Source organism: Kitasatospora sp. NPDC018058 (assembly GCF_044327205.1).
Classification (GTDB): Bacteria; Actinomycetota; Actinomycetes; order Streptomycetales; family Streptomycetaceae; genus Kitasatospora.
On the sequence record NZ_JBIRFA010000016.1, the window covers coordinates 37,413 to 62,205 of the forward strand.

Annotated in this window: 22 protein-coding genes and 1 pseudogene; 10 read left to right on the forward strand and 13 right to left on the reverse strand. The window is 74.8% G+C overall.

Features of this window, described 5'->3' with window-relative positions:
* Positions 1–76: 76 nt before the first annotated feature.
* Entirely contained in the window at positions 77–898 is an 822-nt protein-coding gene (locus ACH4E7_RS22955) for an Mbeg1-like protein (RefSeq protein ID WP_396250873.1), read from the reverse strand.
* A gap of 259 nt (positions 899–1,157) precedes the next feature.
* Here ACH4E7_RS22955 and ACH4E7_RS22960 point away from each other — a divergent pair, with 259 nt between their 5' ends.
* Positions 1,158–1,775: a TetR/AcrR family transcriptional regulator C-terminal ligand-binding domain-containing protein gene (locus ACH4E7_RS22960; RefSeq protein ID WP_396250874.1), complete on the forward strand. Its 618-nt coding sequence runs from the start codon at positions 1,158–1,160 to the stop codon at positions 1,773–1,775.
* 13 nt (positions 1,776–1,788) lie between these two features.
* On the opposite strand, the gene ACH4E7_RS22965 is transcribed toward ACH4E7_RS22960, so the two are convergent.
* Complete coding sequence (locus tag ACH4E7_RS22965; protein WP_396250875.1) at positions 1,789–3,153, reverse strand: FAD-dependent oxidoreductase; 1,365 nt, start codon at positions 3,151–3,153, stop codon at positions 1,789–1,791.
* 158 nt (positions 3,154–3,311) lie between these two features.
* Positions 3,312–4,106: a slipin family protein gene (locus tag ACH4E7_RS22970; protein WP_396251057.1), complete on the reverse strand. Its 795-nt coding sequence runs from the start codon at positions 4,104–4,106 to the stop codon at positions 3,312–3,314.
* Positions 4,107–4,348: 242 nt separating this feature from the next.
* Between ACH4E7_RS22970 and ACH4E7_RS22975 the strand changes: the two genes are divergently transcribed.
* Positions 4,349–5,560 carry an MFS transporter gene (locus tag ACH4E7_RS22975; RefSeq protein WP_396250876.1) on the forward strand — a complete coding sequence of 404 codons (1,212 nt, stop codon included), beginning with the start codon at positions 4,349–4,351 and terminating at the stop codon, positions 5,558–5,560.
* Positions 5,561–5,623: 63 nt separating this feature from the next.
* Here ACH4E7_RS22975 and ACH4E7_RS22980 read toward each other — a convergent pair whose 3' ends face one another.
* The gene (locus ACH4E7_RS22980; protein WP_396250877.1) at positions 5,624–6,484 is read right to left on the reverse strand and encodes an NAD(P)H-binding protein; all 861 of its coding nucleotides are present in this window, start codon (positions 6,482–6,484) and stop codon (positions 5,624–5,626) included.
* Positions 6,485–6,783: 299 nt separating this feature from the next.
* Between ACH4E7_RS22980 and ACH4E7_RS22985 the strand changes: the two genes are divergently transcribed.
* The 4 genes from ACH4E7_RS22985 to ACH4E7_RS23000 all read left to right on the forward strand — a co-directional run bounded on the left by ACH4E7_RS22985 (position 6,784) and on the right by ACH4E7_RS23000 (position 9,142).
* Positions 6,784–7,440: a helix-turn-helix domain-containing protein gene (locus ACH4E7_RS22985; RefSeq protein WP_396250878.1), complete on the forward strand. Its 657-nt coding sequence runs from the start codon at positions 6,784–6,786 to the stop codon at positions 7,438–7,440.
* Between the two features lie 359 nt (positions 7,441–7,799).
* A complete protein-coding gene (locus ACH4E7_RS22990; RefSeq protein ID WP_396250879.1) occupies positions 7,800–8,429 on the forward strand; it encodes an ATP-binding protein in 630 nt (209 codons plus the stop codon).
* A 102-nt stretch (positions 8,430–8,531) separates the two neighbouring features.
* Positions 8,532–8,774 carry a plasmid mobilization protein gene (locus ACH4E7_RS22995; RefSeq protein ID WP_396250880.1) on the forward strand — a complete coding sequence of 81 codons (243 nt, stop codon included), beginning with the start codon at positions 8,532–8,534 and terminating at the stop codon, positions 8,772–8,774.
* Positions 8,771–9,142, forward strand: a complete 372-nt coding sequence (locus ACH4E7_RS23000) for a fic family toxin-antitoxin system, toxin component (protein WP_396250881.1) — start codon at positions 8,771–8,773, stop codon at positions 9,140–9,142. Before ACH4E7_RS22995 ends, ACH4E7_RS23000 begins: the two co-directional genes overlap by 4 nt.
* Before the next feature lie 61 nt (positions 9,143–9,203).
* On the opposite strand, the gene ACH4E7_RS23005 is transcribed toward ACH4E7_RS23000, so the two are convergent.
* From ACH4E7_RS23005 to ACH4E7_RS23030, 6 genes are all read right to left on the reverse strand, one after another.
* Positions 9,204–10,559: a Fic family protein gene (locus ACH4E7_RS23005; RefSeq protein WP_396250882.1), complete on the reverse strand. Its 1,356-nt coding sequence runs from the start codon at positions 10,557–10,559 to the stop codon at positions 9,204–9,206.
* A gap of 56 nt (positions 10,560–10,615) precedes the next feature.
* Positions 10,616–11,419: a hypothetical protein gene (locus ACH4E7_RS23010; RefSeq protein WP_396250883.1), complete on the reverse strand. Its 804-nt coding sequence runs from the start codon at positions 11,417–11,419 to the stop codon at positions 10,616–10,618.
* 30 nt (positions 11,420–11,449) lie between these two features.
* On the reverse strand, positions 11,450–13,231 hold the full coding sequence (locus tag ACH4E7_RS23015) for an ABC transporter ATP-binding protein (RefSeq protein WP_396250884.1): 1,782 nt from the start codon (positions 13,229–13,231) through the stop codon (positions 11,450–11,452).
* A gap of 51 nt (positions 13,232–13,282) precedes the next feature.
* Positions 13,283–14,590: a lanthionine synthetase C family protein gene (locus ACH4E7_RS23020; RefSeq protein ID WP_396250885.1), complete on the reverse strand. Its 1,308-nt coding sequence runs from the start codon at positions 14,588–14,590 to the stop codon at positions 13,283–13,285.
* Positions 14,587–17,634 carry a lantibiotic dehydratase gene (locus ACH4E7_RS23025; protein ID WP_396250886.1) on the reverse strand — a complete coding sequence of 1,016 codons (3,048 nt, stop codon included), beginning with the start codon at positions 17,632–17,634 and terminating at the stop codon, positions 14,587–14,589. Before ACH4E7_RS23025 ends, ACH4E7_RS23020 begins: the two co-directional genes overlap by 4 nt.
* A 111-nt stretch (positions 17,635–17,745) precedes the next feature.
* Positions 17,746–17,883 carry a hypothetical protein gene (locus ACH4E7_RS23030; protein WP_188310224.1) on the reverse strand — a complete coding sequence of 46 codons (138 nt, stop codon included), beginning with the start codon at positions 17,881–17,883 and terminating at the stop codon, positions 17,746–17,748.
* A 293-nt stretch (positions 17,884–18,176) separates the two neighbouring features.
* Here ACH4E7_RS23030 and ACH4E7_RS23035 point away from each other — a divergent pair, with 293 nt between their 5' ends.
* The gene (locus ACH4E7_RS23035; RefSeq protein WP_396250887.1) at positions 18,177–21,149 is read left to right on the forward strand and encodes a BTAD domain-containing putative transcriptional regulator; all 2,973 of its coding nucleotides are present in this window, start codon (positions 18,177–18,179) and stop codon (positions 21,147–21,149) included.
* A 12-nt stretch (positions 21,150–21,161) separates the two neighbouring features.
* On the opposite strand, the gene ACH4E7_RS23040 is transcribed toward ACH4E7_RS23035, so the two are convergent.
* Together ACH4E7_RS23040 and ACH4E7_RS23045 are read right to left on the reverse strand one after the other, a co-directional pair.
* Positions 21,162–21,416 carry a hypothetical protein gene (locus ACH4E7_RS23040; protein WP_396250888.1) on the reverse strand — a complete coding sequence of 85 codons (255 nt, stop codon included), beginning with the start codon at positions 21,414–21,416 and terminating at the stop codon, positions 21,162–21,164.
* 110 nt (positions 21,417–21,526) lie between these two features.
* Positions 21,527–22,501, reverse strand: a complete 975-nt coding sequence (locus ACH4E7_RS23045) for a phosphotransferase family protein (protein WP_396250889.1) — start codon at positions 22,499–22,501, stop codon at positions 21,527–21,529.
* A 131-nt stretch (positions 22,502–22,632) separates the two neighbouring features.
* On the opposite strand from ACH4E7_RS23045, the gene ACH4E7_RS23050 reads away from it, so the two are divergent.
* The 3 genes and pseudogenes from ACH4E7_RS23050 (at position 22,633) to ACH4E7_RS23060 (ending at position 23,806) form a co-directional block, all read left to right on the forward strand.
* Positions 22,633–23,031, forward strand: a complete 399-nt coding sequence (locus ACH4E7_RS23050; protein ID WP_396250890.1) for a hypothetical protein — start codon at positions 22,633–22,635, stop codon at positions 23,029–23,031.
* A gap of 14 nt (positions 23,032–23,045) precedes the next feature.
* Positions 23,046–23,270, forward strand: a pseudogene (locus tag ACH4E7_RS23055) (transposase); the annotation flags it as partial.
* A complete protein-coding gene (locus ACH4E7_RS23060) occupies positions 23,246–23,806 on the forward strand; it encodes an RNA-guided endonuclease InsQ/TnpB family protein (protein ID WP_396251058.1) in 561 nt (186 codons plus the stop codon). The pseudogene ACH4E7_RS23055 and the gene ACH4E7_RS23060, both read left to right, overlap by 25 nt.
* On the opposite strand, the gene ACH4E7_RS23065 is transcribed toward ACH4E7_RS23060, so the two are convergent.
* Positions 23,745–24,737 carry an alpha/beta hydrolase gene (locus ACH4E7_RS23065; RefSeq protein WP_396250891.1) on the reverse strand — a complete coding sequence of 331 codons (993 nt, stop codon included), beginning with the start codon at positions 24,735–24,737 and terminating at the stop codon, positions 23,745–23,747. The genes ACH4E7_RS23060 and ACH4E7_RS23065 overlap by 62 nt on opposite strands.
* Between the last annotated feature and the right edge of the window lie 56 nt (positions 24,738–24,793).

Here is a 24,793-nt window from a genome sequence, read left to right on the forward strand (position 1 = left end):
GACCGGGCCACGATCGCCTGGGCCCGGTCACGCGGACCGAGCGTGAAAGCGAGGGCGGCCCCGGTGATCCGGGTGCTCACAGATTCCTCTCCAGCGCCGTCAGGTAGGTGCGCATGAAGTGGTCGCGCACGCCCTCGCCGGTGGGCTCGAAGGCGGCGGAGGTCAGGCCCTTGGCTCGGTTGGCGACGCCCGCGAGGAGGCTGCTGGCGCCCTGGTGGACGGTGCCGGCGGAGTCGATGAAACGCAGGGCGTCGACGTGGGTGAAGGCCGGCTCGGGCGGGAGCTGGGGGACGATGTCGTTGTTGTTGACGAAGCGGTGACTGCGGTCCTTGAGGGCCTTGTTGTACGCCGCGGTGAGCATGCGGTCGCAGGTGCGGGGCTGGCCGAAGGTGCACACGCCGTCGGCGGTCAGCCGCGGGTCCTCCAGGTGGAGGCGGGCGGCGGCGAGCATCGCCAGGGCGCCGCCGAGGCTGTGGCCGGTGAGCCAGACGGTCTGGCCGTCGGTGCGCAGTTCGGTGAGGGCCTTGCGGACGTCCGGGAAGACCGATTCGAGGGCCTCGGCGAAGCCGTAGTGGACGTAGCCCGTCCCGGCGGGCCCGGGCGAGGGCGGGGTGGTGGAGTCGGTCAGCCAGTCGCGGATCTCCTTGGGTTCGGTGCCGCGGAAGGCGATGACGATCATCCGGTCGCTCGCCATCGTGTACGCCTGGGTGTCCTGGAGCGGGAACGGCGGGGTGAACCGGGTCTCGTGGTGGCGCACCGTGTCGAAGCCCCAGTCCCGGGCCTGCCGGTCGATGGTGGCGCCGTCCCGGTAGGCGAGGTCGGCGGCTCTGGCCAGGCAGTAGGCGTGGGCGAGGCTGTATCCGGTCGCGTTCTGGTCGAAGGTGGTGGGTGCGGCCACGGCGGGGACTTCCTCTCGGTGGGGGACGGTGCCCCTCGTTCGTAGCGGAACCGCCCGCCGTCGCCGGGGCGGCAGCGCCCGGGAGTCACTCGAACAGAGCCGCGGAGGTCGTGCGGGACGCGGGGGCCGAGCCGATGCCCCGGCCTCCGGGACCACGGACCGGGGCCGAACCTCGCGCGGTGCTTGGGAGGGAACGGGTTCGTTCACTAACATTGGCGGTAGGCCTGGTGAACAGGAACCCCCCGGAAGGTGCGCAGCCATGTCCGCTGAAACCGACACCGCGCGCACAGCGGCGACCGCCGCCCCGCTCCGGCGGCGCGGCGAGGCGCTGGAGAACGCCATCTACGAGGCGGCCCTCCAGCAGCTCACCACCGACGGCTATGCGCGACTCACCATGGAGGGCGTCGCCGCCGCCGCGCAGACCGGCAAAGCCGCGCTCTACCGCCGCTGGTCCTCCAAGGAGGAACTGGTGATGGACGCGCTGCGGGCCAACCTGCCGCAGGCTCGGCCCGCCCCCGACACCGGCGGCCTGCGCGGGGACCTGCTGGAGGTGGTGACCGGGCTGCGCACCGCGATGTTCAGCGAGCTGGGCGCCGCGGTCCGGGCGATCATGAGCGAGCTCGACCACCGGCGTGCGCACGCCTTCCTGAAGCTCGTGCTGGAGCGGGTGGTCGCGCCCACCACCGCGCTGATCGCCGAGGTGCTGGACCGGGGCGCCGCCCGGGGCGAGGTCCGCCCGGGGGCGGTCACCCCGCTGGTCACCGACGTCGTCCCGGCGCTGATGCTGTACCGGATCAAGATGTGCGGCGGCGACACCGTGAACCTCGACCCGGCGGCCATCGTGGACGAGGTGCTGCTGCCGATCGTCCGGCCGTGACCGTGAGACCCGGTCACGCCCCGCTGCGGCGGAGCATCTCCTCGCGCTCGACCACCTTGACCCGCTCCCGCTCCTCGGCCTCGCCGAGCGCGCGCTCATGGGCGTCCAGCAGCTGCCAGCCCTCCCAGGTGGTGTAGCGGACGCCCCGCTCGCGCAGGTACTCCTCGACCGCCGTCGGATCCGGCTCGACGGCGCCGGGAAGCCTGCCGGAAGCGTGGTCGGCCAGCAGGCAGGCGACGGTCTGGTTGGCGTCGCCCTTGGTGTGGCCGATCAGGCCGACCGGGCCGCGCTTGATCCAGCCGGTGACGTAGGTGGCGGTGAGATGCGAGCCGTCGCCCTCCAGGACGCGCCCGGCCTCGTGCGGGACGGTCCCGGAGGCCGGGTCGAAGGGCAGCTTGGGCAGTTCGTCCGAGTAGTAGCCGACGGCCCGGTAGACCGCCTGGACGTCCCAGTCGGTGAAGCCCCCGGTGCCGCGCACGTTGCCGGTGCCGTCCAGCTCGGTGCGCTCGGTGCGCAGGCCGACCACCCGGCCGTCCGCGCCGAGGACCTCCACCGGGGACTCGAAGAAGTGCAGGTGGACCCGGTGCGGGCGGTCGCCGACATCGCGGATCGCCCAGTTCTCCAGGGTCGAGGCGACCAGGTCGACGTGCTTGACCGAGCGGCGCTCGGCGATCGAGCCGTCGTCGTACTCGATGTCCTCGGGGGCGACGATCACCTCGATGTTCGGCGAGTGGTCCAGCTCGCGCAGCTCCATCGGGCTGAACTTGGCCTGCGCCGGGCCCCGGCGGCCGAAGACGTGCACCTCGACGGCCCGGTTGCGCTTCAGACCCTCGTGCACGTTCGGCGGGATCTCGGTGGGCAGCAGCTCGTCGGCGGTCTTGGCGAGGATCCGGGCGACGTCCAGGGCGACGTTGCCGACGCCGAGGACGGCGATCTTCTCGGCCTCCAGCGGCCAGGTGCGGGGCACGTCCGGGTGGCCGTCGTACCAGGAGACGAAGTCGGCCGCGCCGTAGGAGCCGTCCAGCTCGATGCCGGGGATGCCGAGCGCCCGGTCGGCCGTCGCGCCGGTGGCGAAGACCACGGCGTCGTAGTAGCGGTGCAGGTCGTCCAGGGCGAGGTCGGAGGGGTAGTCCACGTTGCCGAACAGCCGGACCTGGGGCTTGTCGAGCACCTGGTGCAGGGCGGTGACGATGCCCTTGATGCGCGGGTGGTCGGGCGCCACGCCGTAGCGGATCAGGCCGAACGGGGCGGGCATCCGCTCGAACAGGTCGATCGAGACCCCGGGCGTCTGGGCGGCGTCGGACTTCAACAGGGCGTCCGCGGCGTAGATGCCGGCGGGGCCGGCTCCGACGATCGCGACTCTGATCGGGCGGGTCATGCGGGGGTTCCTCCGGTCGGGCGCAGCGGGAGGCCAGTGGTCTGGACCCTTGCAGCCAACCCGCTGGTCGCGCGGAGGTGTAGTCGGTGCTGATCTATGACGCCATAGAGTGAACCTATGGCCGGCCCGGGAATAATCCGGGGCCGGCCGGGTCGCTGTCAGCTGCCGTCGGCGGGCGCCTGCGGCGGGACGGTCGGGGTCTGCGGCGGGACGGTCGGCGCCGGAGCCGCAGCGGCCGCACCGTCGGCGAGGCGTGCCGTGGAGGCCTCGAAGAAGCGCAGCAGCTCCACCGGGAACGGCAGCACCAGCGTCGAGTTCTTCTCGGCCGCCACCTCGACCACCGTCTGCAGCATGCGCAGCTGCATCGCCGCCGGGGCCTCGGCCATCATCCCCGCCGCCTCGGCGAGCTTGGCGGCCGCCTGGAACTCGCCGTCGGCGGTGATGATCCGGGCCCGGCGCTCGCGGTCGGCCTCGGCCTGACGGGCCATCGAGCGCTTCATCGAGTCGGGCAGGCTGACGTCCTTGATCTCCACCCGGTCGATGTGGACGCCCCAGCCCGCCGCCGGGCTCTCCAACATGACCTCCAGCGCCTGGTGCAGGTGCTCCCGGCCGGACAGCAGGTCGTCCAGCTCGCTCTTGCCGATGATCGAACGCAGCGAGGTCTGGGCGACCTGCAGCATGGCGAAGCTGTAGTTCTGCACGTCCACGGTGGCCCTGATCGGCTCGACCACGCGGAAGTACAGCACCGCGTCGACGCTCACCGAGACGTTGTCCTTGGTGATGCCCTCCTGGGCGGGCACCGGCATGGTGACGACCTGGACGTTCACCTTGCGCATCCGGTCGAGCATCGGCACCAGCAGGGTCAGACCCGGCTCGCGGACCGACCCGCGCACCCGGCCCAGCCGGAACACCACGCCGCGCTCGTACTGCTGCACCACCCGCACGCCGGTCATCAGCCAGAGCAGGACGACCACGACGACGACCACGAGTACTGCCACGCTGTTCTACCTTCTCCCCGTCGCGGCGCAGCCGGGCCGGGTCCGGGGTGGCCCTGTCGCCGGATGCTCGCCGCGCGCAGCACAGTATGCGCCCGGCCGGCCCGCACGGTAAGGCGTGTGCGGCGGGATCTTGACGCATCGTTGCCGGCGGCCGCTGCGCACCGGCGATCCGCCGCGGCGCCGGGTACCGTCACCGGGTGACCACGACGACGAACTCCCAGTCCCGGCACTCCGGTTCCACCCGCCCGCCGTTGGTGACCAGGGCCCTGTCGGTGCGCTTCGTCTCCCTGCTCGGCGGCTCCATCGGCTTCAACCTGCTGCTGTCCACCGTCCCGCTGTACGCCCGGGAGACCGGCGGCGGCGAACACGCGGCGGGCCTGGCCACCGGCGCGCTGATGCTCACCACCGTGATCGGCGAGCTCGTCACCCCCACGCTGACCACCCGCTACGGCTACCGGCCGGTGCTGGCCGTCGGGTTGGTGCTGCTGGGCGCGCCCGCGCTGGTGCTCGTGCCGATCGCCGGCATGCCGACCAGCGGCATGCCGGCGGTGGTCACGGTCTGCCTGCTGCGCGGGTTCGGCTTCGCGATCACCCTGGTCGCGGGCGGGGCGCTGACCGCCTCGCTGATCCCCGACGAACGGCGCGGCGAGGGCCTCGCCCTGGTCGGCCTGGTCTCCGGCGTGCCCGCCGTGCTCGGGCTGCCGCTCGGCGTCTGGCTGGCCCGACACCTCGGCTACGGCTGGGTGTTCGCGATCGGCGCGGCGGCCCCGCTGGTCGCGGTCGCCTCCGTCCCCGGGCTGCCCGAGCGCGACCGGTCGGGCGGCCCGGCCGTCGGCATCCGGCAGGGGCTGCGCGACGGCGGACTGCTGCGCCCGGCCGTGGTGTTCGCCTCGACGGCGCTGGCGGCCGGCATCATCGTGACCTTCCTGCCGCTCGCCGTGCCGTCCGCGGGTGCCGTCGCGGTGGCGCTGTTCGTCCAGCCGGGCGCTGCGACGCTCGGCCGCTGGCTGGCCGGTCGGTACGGCGACCGACGCGGCGCGGCCAGGCTGGTGCTGCCCGCGCTGCTGGCCTCGGCGGGCGGGGTGGTGCTGCTGACCTGGACGGGCAGCGCGGTGGCCGTGGTGGCGGGGGCCGTGGTGTTCGGGCTCGGGTTCGGCGCCGCGCAGAACGCCACGCTGGCGCTCATGTACGCGCGGGTGCCGCCCGCCGGGTTCGGGACCGTCACCGCGCTGTGGAACGTCGCCTACGACGGGGCGATGGGCGTCGGCGCGGTGGCCTTCGGCGCGGTCGCGGGCGGGACGGGCTACCCGTGGGCGTTCGCGCTCACGGCGGCGGTGATGCCGGCGGCCCTCGTCCCGGCGCTGTGGGACCGCCGCTCGGACCGGGGGCGCGCCGTCACGGCGGAGTGACGGCGCGCCCGGACGGCTGTCCGGTGATGGATCAGCGGCCCAGTCGGTGGCCCAGGCGGTGGTTCAGGCGCGGAAGACGTCCGCGTGCTCGGCGGCGAACTCGGCGAAGGAGCGCGGCCGGCGGCCGGTCAGCTTCTCCACGTCCGAGCCGACCGTAGAGGCCTGCCCGGCCGCGTACAGCCCGTACAGCTCGACCATGCCCTCGGCCCGCCACGCCTGCCAGCCCGCGCCGAGCATCCGGGCCAGCGCCTGCTCCGGCGCGAGCGCGGTGTACGACACCGGGCGGCCCGCGACGGCGGCCAGCTGCTCGGCCAGCTCCCCGTGGGTGAGCGCGGCCGGGCCGGTCAGGGTGTAGATCGCGCCCTCGTGCCCCTCGGTGACCAGCACCTCGACGGCGGCCGCCGCGACGTCCCGGGCGTCCACGTACGACACCGCACCGTCGCCACCCGGCACGGCCAGGGTGCCGGCCTTGACCGACTCGGCCATGCCGAGGAAGTTCTGGTAGAAGCCGTTCGCCCCGAGCACCGTCCACGGCAGGGCGGAGGCCTTCAGGTGGTCCAGGCCCGCGACGTGCGAGCCGACGAAGCGCACGCCCTCCGGCCGGTACTCGACTCCGGCCGCCGCGTGCAGCACGATCCGCGGGCGGCGGCCGGTGCGGACGGCGGCGTCTATCACGTTCCGCTCATGGGCGGCCATCTCCGGGTGCACCGCCACCAGCAGGTAGACGGTGTCCGCCCCGGCGAGGGCCGCGTCCAGCGAGTCCGGGTCGGCGAAGTCGGCGGCGACCCGCTCGACCGCCTCGTCCCACTCCGCCGGGCCCTCGGACCCGGCGCGCACCAGTGCCCGAACCGCCCGGCCGCGCTCACGCAGCCCCACGACCACGTTGGAGCCGACCGTACCGGTGGCACCCGTCACGACGATCACGGATGTCTCTCCTTGTTTCCCCGTTGTTCCCCGTTCGCGACGCGGACCTGATTCCGCGTCAGATGGATGATCGCAGTCGAGGGGTGGCGGATCAAGGTCGGGTTCGGGGCGGGTGCTCGTCGAGTCCGGGGCGGATGCCCGTGGAGTGCCCGTGGGGTGTGCGCGGAGCCGCTCCGACACGCACGGGGCCGTGCTGTTCCTCGACTTGGGGTGAGCCGGGCGCTTGGATGGATCCGGCCTGGTCACCGTCCGGATGAGCGTCCGGACACCGTCCCTTGGCAAGCCGAGGAGCCACCACCGTGAACGAGACGACCGATCCCGACCCCGCCGCCGCGGCCCGCCGGATCACCGAGCGGCGCGAGCAACTCGGCCTCACCGAGGAGTTCCTGGCCCACCGGGCGGCGATGGCCCCCCGCTACCTGCGCCACCTGCTCGAAGCCGGGCCCGCGTTCGACCCCGGCGGCTTCGTGCGGATCGCCGCCGCCCTCGGCACCAGCCCGGACGAACTCCTGGAGGGACGTGCCGACGCCCCGCCCGGCCGCGGCGGACCGGGCCTGCGGCCCCGGCTGCTCCACCTGGCCGAGGCCGAGTGCTGGGAGGCGGTCGGCACCCAGGGCGTCGGCCGGATCGGCCTGCCGGTGCGGCCCGGACCGGTGGTCCACCCCGTCAACTACGTGGTCGACCTGGACTCCTTCGCCTACCGCACCGGCGAACGCGCCGCCACCGCCCCGGAGGAGGGCGCCGAGGTGTCCTTCCAGGTCGACCACATCGACGAGTGCCTGGGGCGCGGCTGGAGCGTGCTCGCCCTCGGGGAGGCGCACTACGTGGACGACCCGGAGGAACTGCGGCGTCTCGACGGCCTCCCCGGCGCGGCCCCCTGGGCGGGCGGCTACCGGCCGAAGTGGGTGCGGATCAGGCCGGCCGAGATCAGCGGGCGGCGGCTGGTCACCGGCTGACCGGAACCGGTCCCGCGTCTCCGCGGACGGCGAGCAGGTGACGGCCGAGGGCGAGCGCGGCCAGCGCGGCCGGCAGCGCGCACGGGCCCCACCAGCCGGCCCGCCCCCGGTCCGCACCCCGAGTCAGGAGCCGGCGCTGCCACCCAGGGAGGAGCAGGCCATGTAGGCCGTCTTGAGCCGGCTCGGGGCTCCCGGACACACGGTGCAGGCCTGGCCCACCCCAGCCGCCGCGTCGCCGCCCTCGGGGACGCGCGCGCCCGCGACGGGCGGCAAGTCCTGTGCCGGCGCGGCGCGTTGGGCGACCACCTGGCGGCGGGGGCCGGGAGGGGCGACGCCCGCCGTCGGGGGATACTCCTCGGGTGAACGGATCAAGGGCTGACTGGATCAACACCACCCACGACTGGGCCGCCGCCGTGGACGCGGACCACCTCGCCGGCATCCGGCGCGAGCCCGGGGGTTTCGCGCCGGGTGGGGTGGAGCACCTCGTGCTGGAGGTGGTCGCGTACGCGGCCGACGAGGCGGCCAGCCGGGGCGAGGGGCGGTGCGTCGTCGCGCTGAACGCGGACGGCTCGGTCACGGTGCGGGACGACGGACGGGGCACCGACACCCGGGTCGACGAGCGCGGCGAGGTGGTCAAGAAGCCGGTGATGGCGACCAAGGATTTGCGCTTCTTCGACGCGCCCGAGGCGGAGCGACTCCCGGACGGGCGGCCGCGCCGGGGCATTTCGGTCGTCGCGGCGCTCAGCACCCGGCTGCTCCACACCAACCGCCGCCTCAACGGGGCCTGGACCCAGCGCTACGAGCACGGCATCCCGGCGACCGGCCTCGATCCGATCGAGCCCGACGGGACCACCGGCACCTGGGTGACCTTCCTGCCGGACGGCTCGTTGGTCCCGCGGAGCCCGTTGGACGCGGACCGGCTGGCCCGGTGGGCGGCGCACTGGCCGGTTTTGGACGTCCGGGTCGAGGACCGTCGGGACGGCGCGTAGAGGGAGCGGGTGCACGGCCTGGCGGACGGCCCGCCCCGGGCCGCCCGCCGGCGGTCCGAGCGCGTCTTGTAGCGGGCGATACGCGACGCTACGCTCGCCGCTATGAAGCAGCTGAACGTCCGACTGGACGACGCCGTGCACGAGGCCCTGGAGCGGCGCGCCGAGGCGGCCGGGATGAGCCTGCCGGACTACGCCCGCAAGGTGCTGGCGGAGGAGGCGGACGAGCGGCGGGAGCGGTTCCTGACCGCCGCCGCGCACTTCGCGCAGGCCTGGGGGCCGGCGTTCGAGGAGGAGTTCGGGCCGTACCCGCGGAGCACCCGCGAGGCCACGGCGGACGCGGCGTGATCCTGTGGGTCGACCGGGCGTGGCTGCTCGACATCGCCCACCGGTTCCTGCCGAGCGACCCGGACGTCACCGACTACGGCACCCTCGCCGCCGCTGTCGCCCGACACGCCGACGCCGTCATGGAGGTGCCCGTCTACGGCGCAGTGCACCAGCGCGCGGCAGCGCTGATGCACCAGCTGATCCGGGTCCCGGCCCTGGAGTCGGTCAACGAGCACTTCGCCGCGGTGGTCGCCGCCTCCTACCTGAGCGCCTCCGGTGTCATCGTCACCGCCGAACCCAAGCAGGCTGTCGACCTCGCCGCCCGTATCCGGGCCGGGAACGCCGACGTCCGGGAGACCGCGGAGGCGATCCGCACCTGGTTCCGCTGAGTGCCGTCCCCGCTGCGTGGGAGGTCGGCCGGGCCGACGTCCCCCACGGCCTCAGGGCGGGTCAGCCGGCTTTGCGCCGGGTCTCCCTGAGGTGGAGGTCGATGTAGCGGGCGAGGGTCGTCGGGTCGTCGGGGTTGTCGGCCTGGAAGCTCACTCGGCGCAGGAGGAGGACGTCGTCGAGGGCGATGCCCTCGCGGGCCAGGACGAAGAGCAGGGTGAGGAAGGCGGTGCGGGCGTTGCCGTCGTCGAAGGGGTGGAAGAAGCACACGTCGAGGTAGGCGCGTGCGGCCCGGGCGGTGAGCGGGAGTCCGCCGTCGGCCGTGCTCTCGGCGAGGCAGGCGTCCAGACGGGCACGGGTGTCGGCGTCGATGCCGTAGCGTTCCCGGCCTTCCTTGGCGAAGGCCGGCAGGGTGCGGAACGGCGGCGGCTCCGGCATGCCCAGGACGCGCTGCTGCCAGCCGCGGAGCAGGTCGAAGTCGAGCCGGGCGCCGCGTGCGGCGTCGGCGCGCAGCAGGTCGAGGGCCGTGAGCAGGCCGGTCGCGCGGGCCGCGTCCAGAGCTGCGTCGAAGTTGCGGATGTCGTCGGCGGCGCCGTCGCGCTCAGGGGTCACCGGTCCGTCCCCGGCCTCGGGCGAGGGCTCCGGCCAGGCGACGGCCTCGCGCAGGGCGAGCCAGCTCCGCAGGTGGTCCGGGGTGGGCTCGGCCGGGCGGGGGGCGGCCTCCGCGAGGGGCAGCGACTCCGCGATCTGCTCGGCGACGTCGTCGATCAGGACCAGCTTCGGGGCGGTCCAGCTCTTGAAGCGCCCGCCGATCGCCTGCCCGACGAGGCTGTCGGCGGCTTCGGGATCGAAGCCCCAGCGGCTGAGGAACCAGGTGAGCACCTGGTAACAGTGCCCGTACCAGCCGCTCTCGGCGCCGGTGCGGTCGACCACCTGCTGGACCAGGTTCCGAACGGCGCGTTCCCACAGGATCCGTTGGTCATCGAGGGTGGCCGGGTCCAGCGGGTAGACCTCGAACCGGTCGGCGAGGCTCTCCAGCCACTCGCGCCACTCGCACAGCGATGCGATGACGCGCTCGACCGTCTCCTCCGGGGCGGTGACCGAGTGCGCGGGGCAGCACCAGTTGCCGACCGGCCCGCCGCCGATGCCCCCTTCGCCCGTCGAATAGCGCCAGCCCGCGGCCCAGTCGCCGAAGTGTCGGACGAGGGCGAGCGTCATGGCGTCGGTCCACCGGTTGGCCACGGTCCCATCCCAGTTGATCTTCCTGAGATCGGGGTGGGACGGGTCGGGCCGGGTGGGCGCGTTCCGGGCCGGTCCGAGGGCGCGCACCTCGCGGGCGGCCGACTCGGGGTCGAAGGGGTTTCGGGCAGGGTCCACCGTGTCCCAGGTGAGACGGCCGGGACAGAGCTCCAGGATCACCGGGTCAGCCTGGCACGACCCCCCGGCACCGGGGCAACCGGTTTTCGGACCGGCCGTCAGGCCGCCCAGGGCAGGCGGAGGACCTCCAGCTCGGGGTCGGTGAGGAGGGCCTCGATGAGGGCCGGGGGCCCGGCGACCTTGGTGGCCCACAGGTCGTAGTCGGTGCACAGGACCCAGGAGTGGTCCTCGGCCCAGAGGTTGGCGGGGCTGAAGTCGGTGTCGGTGGTGTCGTAGAGGGCCTCGGCGTCGCGGAGCAGGCCGCTGCGGACGTGGAGGTTCTCGAACTCGACGGCGCCGAGGGTGAGGGGGTTGTAGTAGGCCAGGCAGCGGGTGTCCGGGCCGGCCGGGCTGTGGTCGGTGAGGACGTGGACCAGCCGGTTCCAGGTCTCGCGGTCGAGGCTTCCCTCGGCGGGCGGGAGGATGCGCAGGGGCCAGCTGCTGTCCTTCTGGGCGGAGGGGAAACACCGGAAGCCGGGGTACACCCCCTCGGGCACGACGGGATCACCGGTGCGGCGGGCCAGTTCGGCCCAGCGCAGGCGCCGCCAGCCGCGGCCGGGGTGCTCGGCGCGCCCGACGCCGCTTCCGGTGACGACGCTGACGGCTTCGAGGTCGAGGCCCGGGACGGTGTGGGGTTCGATGCTCCCGGCCGCGAGCAGGGCCCGGTGGTGCTCGTGGTGCGTCACCTCGGCCGGGCCCCGCCCGTGCTCGTACATGGCGTTGAGCACCCAGGCCGCGTCGGGCATCGGGGGCGGCATGAAGCCGGTCAGGCCGTCGTCGTCGCACAGCTCCCGCAGCCAGTCGGTGGTGCTGGACGGCGCGATCGGCCACAGGGCGGACATCGGGTCCGGTTCATCGAACATGCGGAGATGATCGCAGACGGGTGATCGCCGTCAGGTGGCCAGTAGCTGGGTGCGGGCGAGGGCCGCGTACAGGCGGTCCTGGGCGAGCAGGTCGGTGTGGGTGCCGACGGCGCGGATGCGGCCGGCGTCGAGGACGACGATCCGGTCCGCGTCGGCCGCGGTGGCCAGTCGGTGGGCGATCACCAGGACGGTGGTGGTGCGGGCGACCTGGGCGACGGCCTCGCGCAGGGCCTGCTCGTTGGCGGCGTCGAGCTGGGAGCTGGGCTCGTCGAGCAGGAGCAGCCGGGGGCGGCGCAGCAGGGCGCGGGCGATCGCCACCCGTTGGCGCTGGCCGCCGGAGAGGGCGCGGCCGCGTTCGCCGAGCTGGCTGTCCAGGCCGTCGGGCAGGGTGGCGACCAGGTGGTCGAGCCGGGTCAGGTCCAGGATACGGCGCAGCTCGGTCTCGCTGACGGTGCCCGGCGCGCCGAGGCTGAGGTTCTCGCGCAGGGTGCCGGCCAGTACGGGGGTGTCCTGTTCGACGTAGCCGATGGCGGCGCGCAGCGCGGTCAGCGGCCAGTCGCGCAGGTCGCGGCCGTCCAGGGTGATGGCGCCGGCGCTGGGCTCGTAGAAGCGTTCGAGCAGGGCGAACAGGGTGCTCTTCCCGGCGCCGGAGGGGCCGACCAGGGCGGTCAGGCCGCCGGCGGGCAGGTCGAGGGTGAGGCGGTCGAGGACGGGGTGGTCGCGGCCGGGGTAGCGGAAGGCTACGCCGCGGAAGGCGACACGGGCGGGGGTGCGCGGTGGGGTTTGCCCGGCAGGGGTGTGGGTGGCAGGGGCCTGCCCGGCAGGGGCCTCGCAGGCCGGGGTGAGCGGTTCGACGGGCAGCTGCTCGACCTCGGCGATCCGCTCGACCGCCGCCAGACCGCGCTGCAACAGGCCGGTGCCGGCGACCAGTTGGGAGAGCAGCGGGCCGAGGTAGACGAGGTAGAGCAGGAAGCTGATCAGGCTGGTCACGCCGAGCCGGCCGTCACCCACCCGGGCGGCCCCCAGGCCCAGCACCGCCAGGAAGGCCACCTGGACGGCCAGCGCGGAGGCCGCCTCGGTGACCGTCTCCCAGGCGGCCGCCCGGCTTCCGCTCGTCCAGGCCCGCTCGGCGGCGCCGGCGGCCTGGGCGGTGAGCTGCGGCTCCAGCCCGTTCGCCTTGACCGTGCGGAAGGCGCCCAACGCCCGGTCCAGCAGCGCGCCCAGCTCGCCGACCACCGTCTGCGCCTGCTTGGCCGCGCGCATCACCCGGGGGAGCAGGCTGCCGGAGAGCAGGGCCATCAGCAGCAGCACGCCCACCGTCACGCCGCACAGCACCGGGTCGAGCAGCAGCATCGCGACCAGCGCGCCGAGCGTCAGCAGCAGCGAGGTCGCCGAGCCGACCAGGGCCTGCGCGGTGGCGGCGCGCAACAGCGTGGTGTCGGAGGTGACCCGGGAGATCAGGTCGCCGGGGCGCAGCCGGTCGAACTCGGGCACCGGCAGCCGCAGCAGCCGGGCGGCGAGCGTGCCGCGCGAGCGCCGCACCACGGTCTCGGCGATGAGCTGGAGCTGGTACGAGCCGAGGGCGTTGAGCAGCACGCCGGCCAGCATCACCCCGGCGAGCATCAGGGCGGGCGCGGTGGCCGGGCGGTGGTCGGTGAGCGAGTCCAGGGCGGATCGCGCCGCCGCGGGCTGGACCAGGCCGACCAGGCCGCCGAGCAGGCTGAGCGTGCCGGCCGCCGCCAGGCGCCCGCGCTGTGGCCGCAGTTGGCGGGCGAGCAGGCGCCAGGCGGGGGGTGAGGGCGCGGGGGGCATAGCGGTGCCTTTCGGATCGGGGGCCCTGGGGAAGGGAGCCGGCGGCGCGGGTCAGGCCAGCAGGAGCGCCCGGTCCCAGGTGGTGGCGGGCGCGCGGTCGACGGCGAAGGTGTGCAGGGCGAGAGCGGCGCCCGCAGCGCCGGTGAGGAAGCCGGCCGGGTCGTCGGTCCAGCCGTTCCGGGTCCGGGGTGCCTCGAAGCCGAAGGGCGCTGCGGGGTCGGCGAGTTGGAGCAGGTGCTCGGCCAGGGCGGGCAGCTGCCGCGCCACCCGTGCGTCGCCGCTGTCCTGCGCGATCCGCCAGGCGCACTGCAGCGGCCCGCTCCAGCCGTGGCAGAGCCCGGCATCCGTGAGGCCGTCGTGGTCCGAGACGCGGGCCACGGCCGCGAGCAGCGCCTCCTCGGCCGTTCGGCGCCACTGCGGCACGTCGAGCGCCAGCCCGGCCAGCTGCAACGACCGGGCGATGCCCGGCGACCCGTAGCACCAGGACGGCCGCCCGGGCGCGTCCTGGCCGGGCGCCGGAACGACGGAGGCGGACTCGACGGAGGCCGGCCACCAGGGCCCGGCCGCGTCCGTACGGAGCTCGCCGAGCAGCCACTGCGCCAGCCGGGTGATCGCGGCGTCCTGGCCGGGCACCCGCAGCCCCTGCCGCCGGGCCAGCGCGAGCAACGCGAGCGGGCCGGGGGCGCCGTGCGCCAGGCCGAGGTTGGCGTGGCCAAGCTCGGGCGCGACGGCGGCGTAGCTGTGCACGTCCTGGGCGACCCACCAGCCGGGCAGCCCGGCCAGCGGCTCGGTGAGCAGCACCAGCGCCCGTAGGACCCGCTCCGTTGTGGGGCGGTCGTCGTCGAGCAGGACGGCGCCGAGCCCGGCCAGGCCCGAGATCAGGTCGTAGGACTCCAGGGCGGTGTGGCCGGCGCCGTCGGTGATCCGCTGCCGCTCGCGCCGCGTTAGGCGGTCGGCGAGGACGGCGGTCTGGCCGCGCAGGTGGGTACGGGCCGCGCGGTAGTCCTGCGCGGTCGCGGCGGCCCGGGGCAGCGCGAAGCAAAGGGCGGGCACGGCGTCGTACAGCCCGTTGCCGGGGGCTGCGGTCCGGGCCGAACGGGCCGCCAGGGTGAGCCAGTTGTGGGCCTGGGCGCGAAACGTGTCGTCGTGTCGGGCGAGTTCGGCGTACAGCAGGGCGATGCCGGGGGCGCCGCCCGCCAGCCCGTTCGGGTCCCAGGCGCGGCCGGATGCGGCGAGCTCGGCGGCCACCCGGTCGGGGTCGGCGAGGCGTTCGGCGGCGGTGGCGACGGCCGCGGCGGCGCGTTCGCGCAGCGGCGTGATGGTGTCGACGCGGTCGCTCGGACCGGGCGTGCCGTTCATGCGACGGCCCCGACCGCGCCGAGCGCCGCCACCCGGCCCCGGTACGCCCGCACCGTGCGCCGTGCCAGGGCGAGCGAGCGCTCCTCGCCGGTGCGGTCCACCCCGATCAGCCGGTTGTGGTGCATGTGCAGCAGCGCGCCGAGCGCCGTGTCGGTGCTGCTCCACCGCTCGTCCAGCCGCGCGCGGTAGGCAGCCAGGGCGGCGGCCCGCTCGTCCCAGGAGGCGAGCAGTTCGCTGCCGCCGGGCAGACGGCCGAGTTCGGTCCAGTGGCCGCTGGGATCGATCAGCGCCTTGGCCTGTTCCCGTACGGGCAGCGGAAGTTCGTGCCGCTCGGTGGCGCGGTAGAGCCGGGTGAGCAGACCGAGGTCGCCGAAGTGGTGTGCCAGGTCGACGTAGTTGGCGGCGACGAGCGTCAAAGGGTCGATGTCCAGGCGGCGTTCGCGGAGCAGACGCAGCTGCGCCAGGCAGGAACGGCTGTCGGCCGCGAACACCCGCTCGGCGGCGGCCATCGCCGCCGGACCGCCGTAGCGCTCCAGCTCCGGTTCGTAGCCGTCCAGGACCAGCCGGTCGGCGAGCCCGTCGGCGGCCAGGCGCTCGGCCCAGGCGCCGAGGGCCGGCAGCAGCTCGGCGCAGAGGGCGGTCGGGTCGCCGTGGAAGCGCAGCCGCAGGTGCGGTTGCGGGCCGAGGTAGCGGATGAAGAACCAGCGGTCGACCGTCGCGGGAAGCCGCTCCGACAACGCGGGCAGTTCCCGGCTGAGCAGCTCGTCCTGCCGGGCCGTGGAGCAGTGCAGCTTGGCGTACAGCCAGGGCGAGCCGGGGCCGTGGACGGTCCGCCGCCGGGGCGGGGCGACAGCCGGGGTGCGGGTCGTGCCGGGGGAGCGGCGGACCAGGGAGAAGACCAGCTCGTTGGTGCGGCCGCCCTCGCCCAACCAGCCGGCTGGCTGCTCGGGCAGCTCCTGGAGGTACCCGCCACCGCTGCCGGTCCACTCGTGGCGCAGCAGCTCCCGGTGGCGGTTGTCCGCCAGGTCGAGGGTGATCCGCTGGTCGTCGCTCACGCTCTGCACCGTGCGCGGCACCCGCCAGCGGCTGCACCACCGCTCCAGCAGCGCCGACCACTGCTCGTACGGCAGGTCGGCGTCGCGCAGCCCCGGCTCCTCGGGCCGCCAGCGGGCCGGGCTGAGCACGGTGCGCCCGTAGCGGACCCGGGGCAGGAACGGCAGCGGCTCGGCGGCGCCCCAGCGCCAGCGCGGCCAGACGGCCGAGGTGCCGTGGGCGAGCCCGTCCAGCAGCCGGGCGGCGTTGGGCGCGTGCGCATCGGTGGCCAGCATGTGCGGCACGGTCGCGACCACCTCCCGGCCGAGCCGGCGGGAGACCACCGCCAGCCGGTCCTGGTCGGCGACCACCGCGAGGTCGGCCGGGCCGAGGGTGCCCTGGTCCGCGCGGTCGGCGAACTGGCCGAGCGTGACGCGGTACGGCAGGACCCGTGGTACCCGGGCCACATTGCCGGTGTGCGCGCGGGGCGTACGGAAGGCGAGTTGGGCGCGGACGGCCTCCGGGTTGTCGGTGGGCAGGGTGCGGATGGTGTCGGTCAGCGGGCGTCCGGCCTCGCCCAGCAGCGGTGCGAAGCGGCCCGCCGTCGCCCCGGCGGTGGCGCCGGTCCCGCTCACCACCAGGGTGAAGTCGCCGTCCGCGAGCGCCTCGGGCGAGGCGGCCCGCAGCTCGACCAGCAGGTCCAGTGACGGGGGAGGGGTGGTGCCGGCGCCGCTGAGTCGGGCCAGCAGCTCGTCGTCCAGCAGCAGTTCGCGCTCCCCGCTCACGGCGGCGCGCTGGGCGAGCGCCAGCAGCAGCTCGTCACGCGCGTCGGCCGGCTCGCCGGGCCGCAGCGCGCGGGTGCTGCGGGGCAGCTGGTAGCCCGCGGGCGCGCCCAGGCCGCGCTCGGGGTCGAGCAGTTCGAGCAGCGGCACGGCGCGGCCCAGCCCGTACCGCTCCACGAAGTCCTCGTGGTACTGGCGCAGATGCGCCGGCCCCGGACGGCCCGCCGAGACCGCCCACAGCACGTGCGCGGCCCGCTCGACCTCGGTGCGGACGGCGGTCGGCAGCCGCACCTCGACGTCGAGGCCGAGGTCCACCTGCACCAGCCGCTCGGCCGGGTACAGGCGACGCATCCGCTCGGTCAGCGCCCGCCAGCGGGGCAGGCCCTCGCCGGGCGCGGTGCGCTCATAGGCCGCCAAATCGGCTTGCACGGCGTGCAGTTCATTGGCGGCCGGAAGGGGAAGCCGGGTCAGCAGGTGCCCGATCGGGTCCGGCTCCTCCAGCGGCGGCAGCAGGTCGGTCAGCAGGATCTGGGTGCGCACCAGCTCGCCGAGCAGCCAGTCCACGGCCGCGCCGTCCACCTGCGGATGCGCGGCGGCGACCGCCCGGTGCAGCTCGGTCCAGGGCAGCGGCTCGGCGGCACGGTCCAGCACGGTGCGGATCGCGGCCGTGTGGCGGATCGACAGCTCCCGCCCGGCCGTGTGCTGCTCGATGCCGGGCACCGGGAGGTACGGCAGCACCAGCCGGTCGCCGCGCAGCCGGCACAGGTCGTTGGCGGTCACCCGCAGCCCGCGCAGCACCGGCAGCTCGCGCTCCAGCGCAGCGACCAGCCCGGTCAGCCACTCCTGGTCGGGGCGGGCCGCCTTGCGCGGCCGCCCGCCCCAGCGCACGGCGGGCTGCTCGGCGAAGCGGGCGGTGGCGACCCCGGCCATCAGGCCGAACGGGGTGGCCCGGTCGCACATCCGCAGCCGGTACCGGGTGACCGCGCGGGCCGCCTTGCGCACCTGCCTGGGCTTGACCGGCAGACCGGCCTCGACCAGGTCGAGTACCCGGCTGAGCGAGGGGCTGGACACGGCGACGGCCTCACGCAGCAGGGGGTCGGCGAGGGCGGCCTGCAGCTGCCGCAGGTCGGATCCGGGTGAGGCCGGGGCCTCGGGCAGGGCACGGGCCGGCCGGACGGCGGCCCGCAGCAGGGCGACCTCGCCGCAGGCGAAGGTCGGCGTGTCCGACATGGCGGGATCTCCTACCAAAGGGCTCGAAAGGGGAACGGGAAGAAGGGAAGGGGAAGCGGGGAAAGCCCGGTGCGGCGGCCCAGGGGATCGGCCGCCGCACCGGGAGCGGGGTCAGTCGCAGCAGCGCGAGTTGCGGGTCGAGTTGCAGGAGAACGGCCAGGAACCGCTGGCGGCCGCGTTCTGCGCCTCGGTCTCCTCCTGCGCGGGGGCGCTGATCTCCAGGACGTCGAGCTCCAGGATGTCGTTCATGGCGAACCACCTTTCGTGGGATCCAGTGAGTTTCCGTCAGAAGGGCCGGCGCGGTGCCTGACCGGTGTTCCGTAGGCTTCGTGGCCCTTCCGACATCAGAAACATTAGGCAGGGCCGATCAACACAAGATCGACCGAAGGTCAACGCCGCCACGACCCCGATCGACGCCCGATCAACGCGCCGACGCCGAAGATCGCCGGGGGCTCGGCACAGCGCCCGTCCTCTGCCTAACCTGTGCGACAACCAACGACGATCGACGGCCGCGACCCGCGGCCGAGCTGGGGGGAAACAGCGTGGGCGAAGGCCAGACGGAGCTCGGGTTCTCGGTGTTGGGGCCGATGCGCGGCCGGCGCGACGGTACGGTGCTGCGGCTCGGCAGCCCGCAGCAGCAGGCGATGCTCGCCGTCCTGCTACTGCGCCCGGGCGGGGCCGCCAGTGCCGCCGACCTGATCGAGGCGCTCTGGGGCGAGGAACCGCCGCAGGCCGCGACCACCACCGTTCGCACCTACGCCTGGCGACTGCGCAAACTGCTGGAACCCGGCCACGGCACACCCGCCGTCCTGGTCTCGCTCGGCGACGGCTACCGGCTGATGCTGCCCCCGGACGCGGTGGACGCGCAGCGGGCCGAGCGGCTGGCCGCCCGCGCGGAGGCCGAGACCGCCGCCGGACGCGCCGCGCAGGCCCGTCAACTGCTCAACGAGGCACTGGAGTTGTGGCAGGGAGAACCGCTGGCCGGGATCCCCGGCCCGTACGCGCAACGCCAGCGCGAGCGGCTCGGGGAGCTACGGCTCGCGCTGCTGGAGGAACGGATCGCGCTCGACCTGGCGCTCGGCCGGGCCGCGCGCTGCGTGCCCGAGCTGACCGCGCTCACCACCGAGCACCCGCTGCGCGAGCGGCCGCACGGCCTGCTGATGCGGGCGCTGTGCCGCAGCGGGCGGCAGGCGGACGCGCTGGCGGCCTTCCGGCGGGTGCGCGAGGTGCTGGTGGAGCAGCTCGGCGTGGAGCCGGGGCCGGAGCTGACCGAGCTGCACCGGCGGATCCTGAACGGGGAGGAGTCCGCGGACGAGGCCCAGACGGTGGACGACCCGCCCGTGTCGGCCGAGCAGTCCGTGGCGGAGGCGGCGCCCGCCGGTCTTCCCCGCCCGGCCCAACTCCCGCCCGCACCCGGTGACTTCATCGGTCGGGCCGCCCAGGTCGAGGCCATCCGGGCCGCCCTCACCACCCCCGCCCGGGACGCGCTGCCCGTGGTCTCCGTGGTCGGCATGGGCGGCGTCGGCAAGACGGTGCTGGCCGTGCACGCCGCCCACGGCACCCGGGGCGCCTTCCCCGACGGCGAGCTGTACGCCGACCTGCGTGGCGCCGACGCCCTCCCGGCCGGCCCCGCCGACGTGCTGGCCGGCTTCCTGACCGCGCTCGGCACCCGCTCCGAGGCCGTACCCGACAGCATCGACGACCGCACCGCGCTGTTCCGCTCACTGACCGACGGCCGGCGTCTGCTGGTGGTCCTCGACAACGCCCGCGACACCGCGCAGATCCGGCCGCTGCTGCCCGGCTCGCCCGACTGCGCAACCCTGGTCACCAGCCGCACCCGCCCGACCAGCCTGCCCACCGCCCTCCAGCTGGACCTGGACGTCTTCACACCCGAGGAGGCCGTCGACCTGCTCGGGCGGGTGATCGGCCCCCAGCGCCTGGCGGCCGAGCCGCAGGCGGCACTGGACCTGGCGGCGGCCTGCGGCTACCTGCCGCTCGCGGTCCGCATCACCGCCGCCCGGCTGGCCGCGCGCCCGCGCTGGACCATCGCCAGCCTCAGCGAACGGCTCGCCGACGAGCAGCGCCGGATCGACGAACTGCGGATGGGTGACCTGGCCGTCGACGCGGCCTTCGAACTCGGCTACCGCCAACTGACGCCGGAACAGGCCCGCGCCTTCCGGCTGGCCGCCTGGGCCGAGGGGCCCGACCTCGGTCTGGACGCCGCCGCGGCCTTGCTGGACCTCGCGCCGGAGGAGGTCGAGGAGCTGCTGGAGTCCCTGGTGGACGCCGCCATGCTCGACTCGCTCACCGCCGGCCGCTACCGCTACCACGACCTGCTGCGGGGCTTCGCCCGCCGCACCTCACGGGCCCAGGGGGTCGAATCCGAGGCGGCGCGCAGCCGGCTGCTGGGCCACCTGCTGGCCGGAGCCCGCAAGGCGTTCCAGCTCGCGGTGCCCGGCGACCCGGTGGCCGGGGCGCTCGGCGGCGATTCCCCGGGGCCGTCCGGGCCGGTGCTCGCCGATCTGCCCGCCGCCCGGACCTGGGTCCGGGCGGAGAGCCCCGGCGTGATCGCCCTGGCCGGCCGACTGGCCGGCGAGACCGGACCCGCCGCTCAACTCCGCGCCGTCACCGATCTGTTGATCGCGCTCAGCCCCTTCGGCCCCGGCGAACTCGGCGGCCGGCTGGAGGCGGCGGTCCTGGCCCTAGTCGGCGCCGCCACCTCGACCGGCGACCGCTTCGCCGAGGGCCGGGCCCGCTTCCTGCTCTGCGGCCTGCGGCTCGCCGCCACCCGGCTGGACGAGGCCCGTACGGAAGCCGAACTCGCGGAGCGGGCCAGCCGGGCGGCCGGGGACACCGTCATCCTGCGCCAGGTGCTCAACGACCTCGGCCTGATCGCCCAGGCGCTGCGCCGCAACGAGGAGGCGATCCGCCGCTTCGAGGAGTCGGTCGAGCTGGCCCGCCGGCTGGGCCACCGCTCCGGCGCGGTGGCCGGCACCGTCAACGCCGCGCTGGCCCGGGCGCGGCACGGCCAGGCGGCGGAGGCGGCCGAGACCTGCGAGCGGGTGCTGCCCGAGGTCCGCGCGCTCGGCGACGCCGCCAACACCGCGTACACGCTCTACGTGCTGGGCCTTGCCCTGTACGGCCTGGGCCGCTACCAGGAGGCCGCCGTCCGCTGCCGCGAATGCCGAGCCCTCGCCGCCACCGCCGGGCGCCGCGACCGGGAGGCCCTGGCGGGCGTGCGCCTCGCGGAGGCCCTGCTGGCCCTGTCCCAGCCGGAACAGGCCGCGGCGGAGGCCGAGACGGCCCTGGCGATCACCGTGGAGACCGGCGCCCAGCGCGACCAGGGGTACGCACTGGTCGTCCTCGGTCGCTCCCTCGCTGAACTCGGTCGCCCCGGCGACTCCCGGGCCCGGCTGCACGAGGCGCACGCCATCTTCGAACGCCTCGGCCTCCCGGACGCCGCCGACGTCGCCACCCTCCTCGGCGAGCTGGTGGCGCTGCCCGCCGAGGCGTGATCGTCGCTGCTGCTACTTCGGCTTCCGGCAGGACACGCACCAGGCGCCGGTGCCGTTCCACTCGTCGATCCGGCTGCCGCCACCCGAACCGGTGCCGCCACCCGAACCGGTGCCGTCCGCGGTGATCTGGTGCGCGTGCGTCTGCGCCCGGGCCGCCGTCTGGGCCTGCGCGGAGGCGCCGACCTGCGGCAGGACGACCAGCCCGACGGCCACCGCCACGGAGGCGAGCCGGGCTGCGATACGGGAGCTGCTGCGGTGCTTGATCATCCGAGTGCGCCTCTCTACCGAGTTGCCCGCCGGGTTTCGGCGGCAGGCGTACGCTCCCACCTCCCGATCAACACAGGATCAACGCCCAGGTACCGGCCCCCTTGACCCGTTCATCCACGGGCCAGATCCAGTGCCCGGCGAAGGTTGTACTCGGCGATGCCCGCCATGGCGGCCCGGTCCGGGAAGTCCCCGTCGAGCAGCCGCAACGGACCCGCCGTGAGGGAGAGCCGCTGGGCCAGGGTGTAGAGAGCGAGCCGGTCCTCGTCCAGACCGTCCACCCGCAGCGGCCGGTAGGCGTCGTGCAGGCGGATCCGCAGGAAGACGTGCTCCCACTCGACGTCGAAGTACATCGCGCCCTCGATGTCGATCACCACCGGGCTCCCGTGGGCGTCCATCCGGACGTGGTCGGGCCCCAGTTCGCCGTGCACGACGCCGTACTCCGCGCGCGGCCGCACCGTCGCCGCCAGGGCGAGCAGCCGGTCCTCCAGCCGCTCGCGGGCTGCCGCGATCCGCGGATCACGCGACGCCGCCTCGGCGAGGTCCCGCAGGGCACGGTCCAGGACGACCCCCTCGCAGAACGTCCCGTGCGAGGCCCCGCCGTCGTCGACCACGGCCACCTTGCCGTAGGTGGGCGCGCGGTGACCCCGCATCGCCTCCAACGCTTCCCCGAGCCGGGCCACCACCGGCGCGGCGGCCTGCGGGTCGCGGCTGAGCAGTTGCTCCAGGCTCTCGCCCCGTACGTCCTCGACGACCGCCAGATCGGCCGGACCGTACGCCCCGTCGCGGTCGACCATCCGGATCGCCGGGACCCGGACACCGAGCGCGGCCAGCCGCGCATGTGCCGCCTCGAACAGGTCGAGCCAGAGACCGGGCGAGAACGGGTCGGCGAGATCCTCGTCCCCCTCGGCCGCCGGCCAGTGGTTCTCCGCGTCGTCCCACAGATAGGCGACCGCGGTCGTCGCATCGTCCATCACCAGGCGGTACACGCCCTTCTTACTGCCACCGGTCACCCGCTCGACCGCCGCCAACCGCCGGCCGCCACCCAGCGCCGCCCGCGCCGCCCCCGCCAACCGCTCCCGCGTCACAACCCCCGGTACCACGTCCCGAACCGCCTCTCCGTCAGCACGACCCACGCACGCTACGGGACAGCCGACGCGGGGACCACGGGTTAACCGCCCCTTGGCCCGGCGCGCGGGTGCGTGAGAGCCTCACGGTGATGAGCTCCGGGAACGAGGCGGCGGTCGGCGAACGGCTGCACCGACACGGCTGGCGCAAGGCGTTCACCGTCGAGGAGATGGTGGAGAACTGGGCCCGGCTGATCGGTACGGTCGAGCGCGGCTACGAGGACACGGCCGAGGAGTACGCCAACGACCTCTACAGCCGGAACTGGCTGCACGAGGCGTGGCTGCTGCTCGACGACCGGACCGTGCTGATCTGGACGGCCAGGATCAAGGAGCTCGACCGGCGGTTCCGAGCCGCCACCGTCGACGACGACGGCCTGGCGCTCGGCTGGTACCACCGGATCCCGCCACCCGAGCTGTGGTGGTGGCGACGACACCCGCGCGTCCTCGTCGGAGACCTCGGCCGCTCACTGCGCTCCGCCGGCGCCGTCTGACCCTTCCCGCTACTGTGCGGAGCGCAGCGCCCGCCGCAACTGGTCCACGGTGGGCGCCCCCGAGCGCACGCCGGCGTTTCCTGCGCAAGGCGGAGAGGAAGCTCAAGGCCGCGCAGCGGGAGCTGTCCCGCAAGGCCAAGGGATCGAAGAACCGGGCCAAGGCCCGGATCAAGGTCGCCAAGGCGCACGCCAAGGTGGCCGACACCCGCATGGACTGGCTGCACAAGCAGACCACCAAGTTGATCGGCGAGAACCAAGCCGTCTACCTGGAGGACCTGAACGTGCGCGGCCTCGCCCGAGGCCGCCTGGCCAAGTCCGTCCACGAGCCGGATGGGCCACCTTCCGGCGACTCCTCGAAGAGAAAGCGGCCCGGTACGGGCGCACCGTCCACGTCGTCAACCGCGCGTTCCCGTCCTCCCAGCTCTGCTCGGACTGCGGACACCGCGACGGACCCAAACCCCTCACGGTGCGCGAATGGGCCTGTGGCGCATGCGGCGTCCTGCATGACCGTGACCTCAACGCTGCTCGCAACATCCTGGCCGCCGGGCAGGCGGACAGGCTAAACGCCCCTGGAGGGCCGGCAAGACCTCGCGTGGCGATCCCACGCCAGGCACGGCCCGGTGAACGGGGAACCCACCTCGGCGACCTGCGAACCACGGGCATCCGTGCCGCAGGCGCGGGAGGAATCCCCCGGCTTCAGCCGGGGGAGGATGTCAACGTTGGAGGATGCGCCGGAGCCAGCGGGTGCGGGCGTCGTGGGCGTCCTGGGAGATGACCGCGTGCGGGGCGAGGGTGTCGAAACCATGGCAGGCGCCGGGCCACACGTGCAGTTCGGCATCGCCGCCGGCCTGCCAGATCGCGTCGGCGTAGGCGACGGCCTCGTCCCGGAACGTCTCGGCGGACCCCACGTCGACGTACGCCGCAGACAGCCGGGACAGGTCGGTGGCGCGGGCCGGGGCGGCGTAGGGGGAGAGGTCGGCGGCGCCGTACCGGTCGCCGAGCAGGGCCTGCCACGCGGTGGCGTTGGAGGTGCGGTCCCAGGTGTCGTGGCCGGCCATCTGGTGGCTGGAGAAGGTGTCGCCGCGGTCGTCGAGCATCGGGCTCAGCAGCAGCTGGCCGACCGGCGCCGGACCGCCTCGGTCACGGGCCAGCAGCGCCAGGGCCGCGGCGAGCCCGCCACCGGCGCTCTTGCCGCCGATGACCACGCGCCGCGCGTCCACGCCCAGCACGTCCGCGTTCTCGACCACCCAGTCGAGCGCGGCATAGCAGTCCTCGACCGCCCCGGGGAAGCGGGTGCGCGGCGCCAGCCGGTACTCGACGGACACGACCGCCAACCCCAGCGGCAGCGCCCACGCGCGCAGCAGCCGGGGCAGGACCGACCACGCGTTGCCCGTCACCATCCCGCCGCCGTGCAGGTAGTACAGCAACGGCAGCGCCTCGCGGACCCCGGCGGCCCGCGCGCTGACGAGCGTGACGTCGCCCCCGCCGTCGGCCCGCGGCACGCGCAACTCCTCCACCTCGAACCGGCCACCGTCGCGCAACCGGTCGACCGTCGGACGGGGCCGGGCGGCGACGTCCCGCTCCTGCCACGCCGCCAGGCACTCCGGGGTGAGCACCTCCCGTGCCCGCTCGCCGGCGGCCGCCACTGCCGCCCCCACCTGCGGATCCAGAGGAGGCACACGCCGAACCGCCGCTCCACCCACCATCAGTACCCCCTCGCCGAGGGGCGCCCAGCAGCGCCCGACCAGCACAGCTTGCCAGC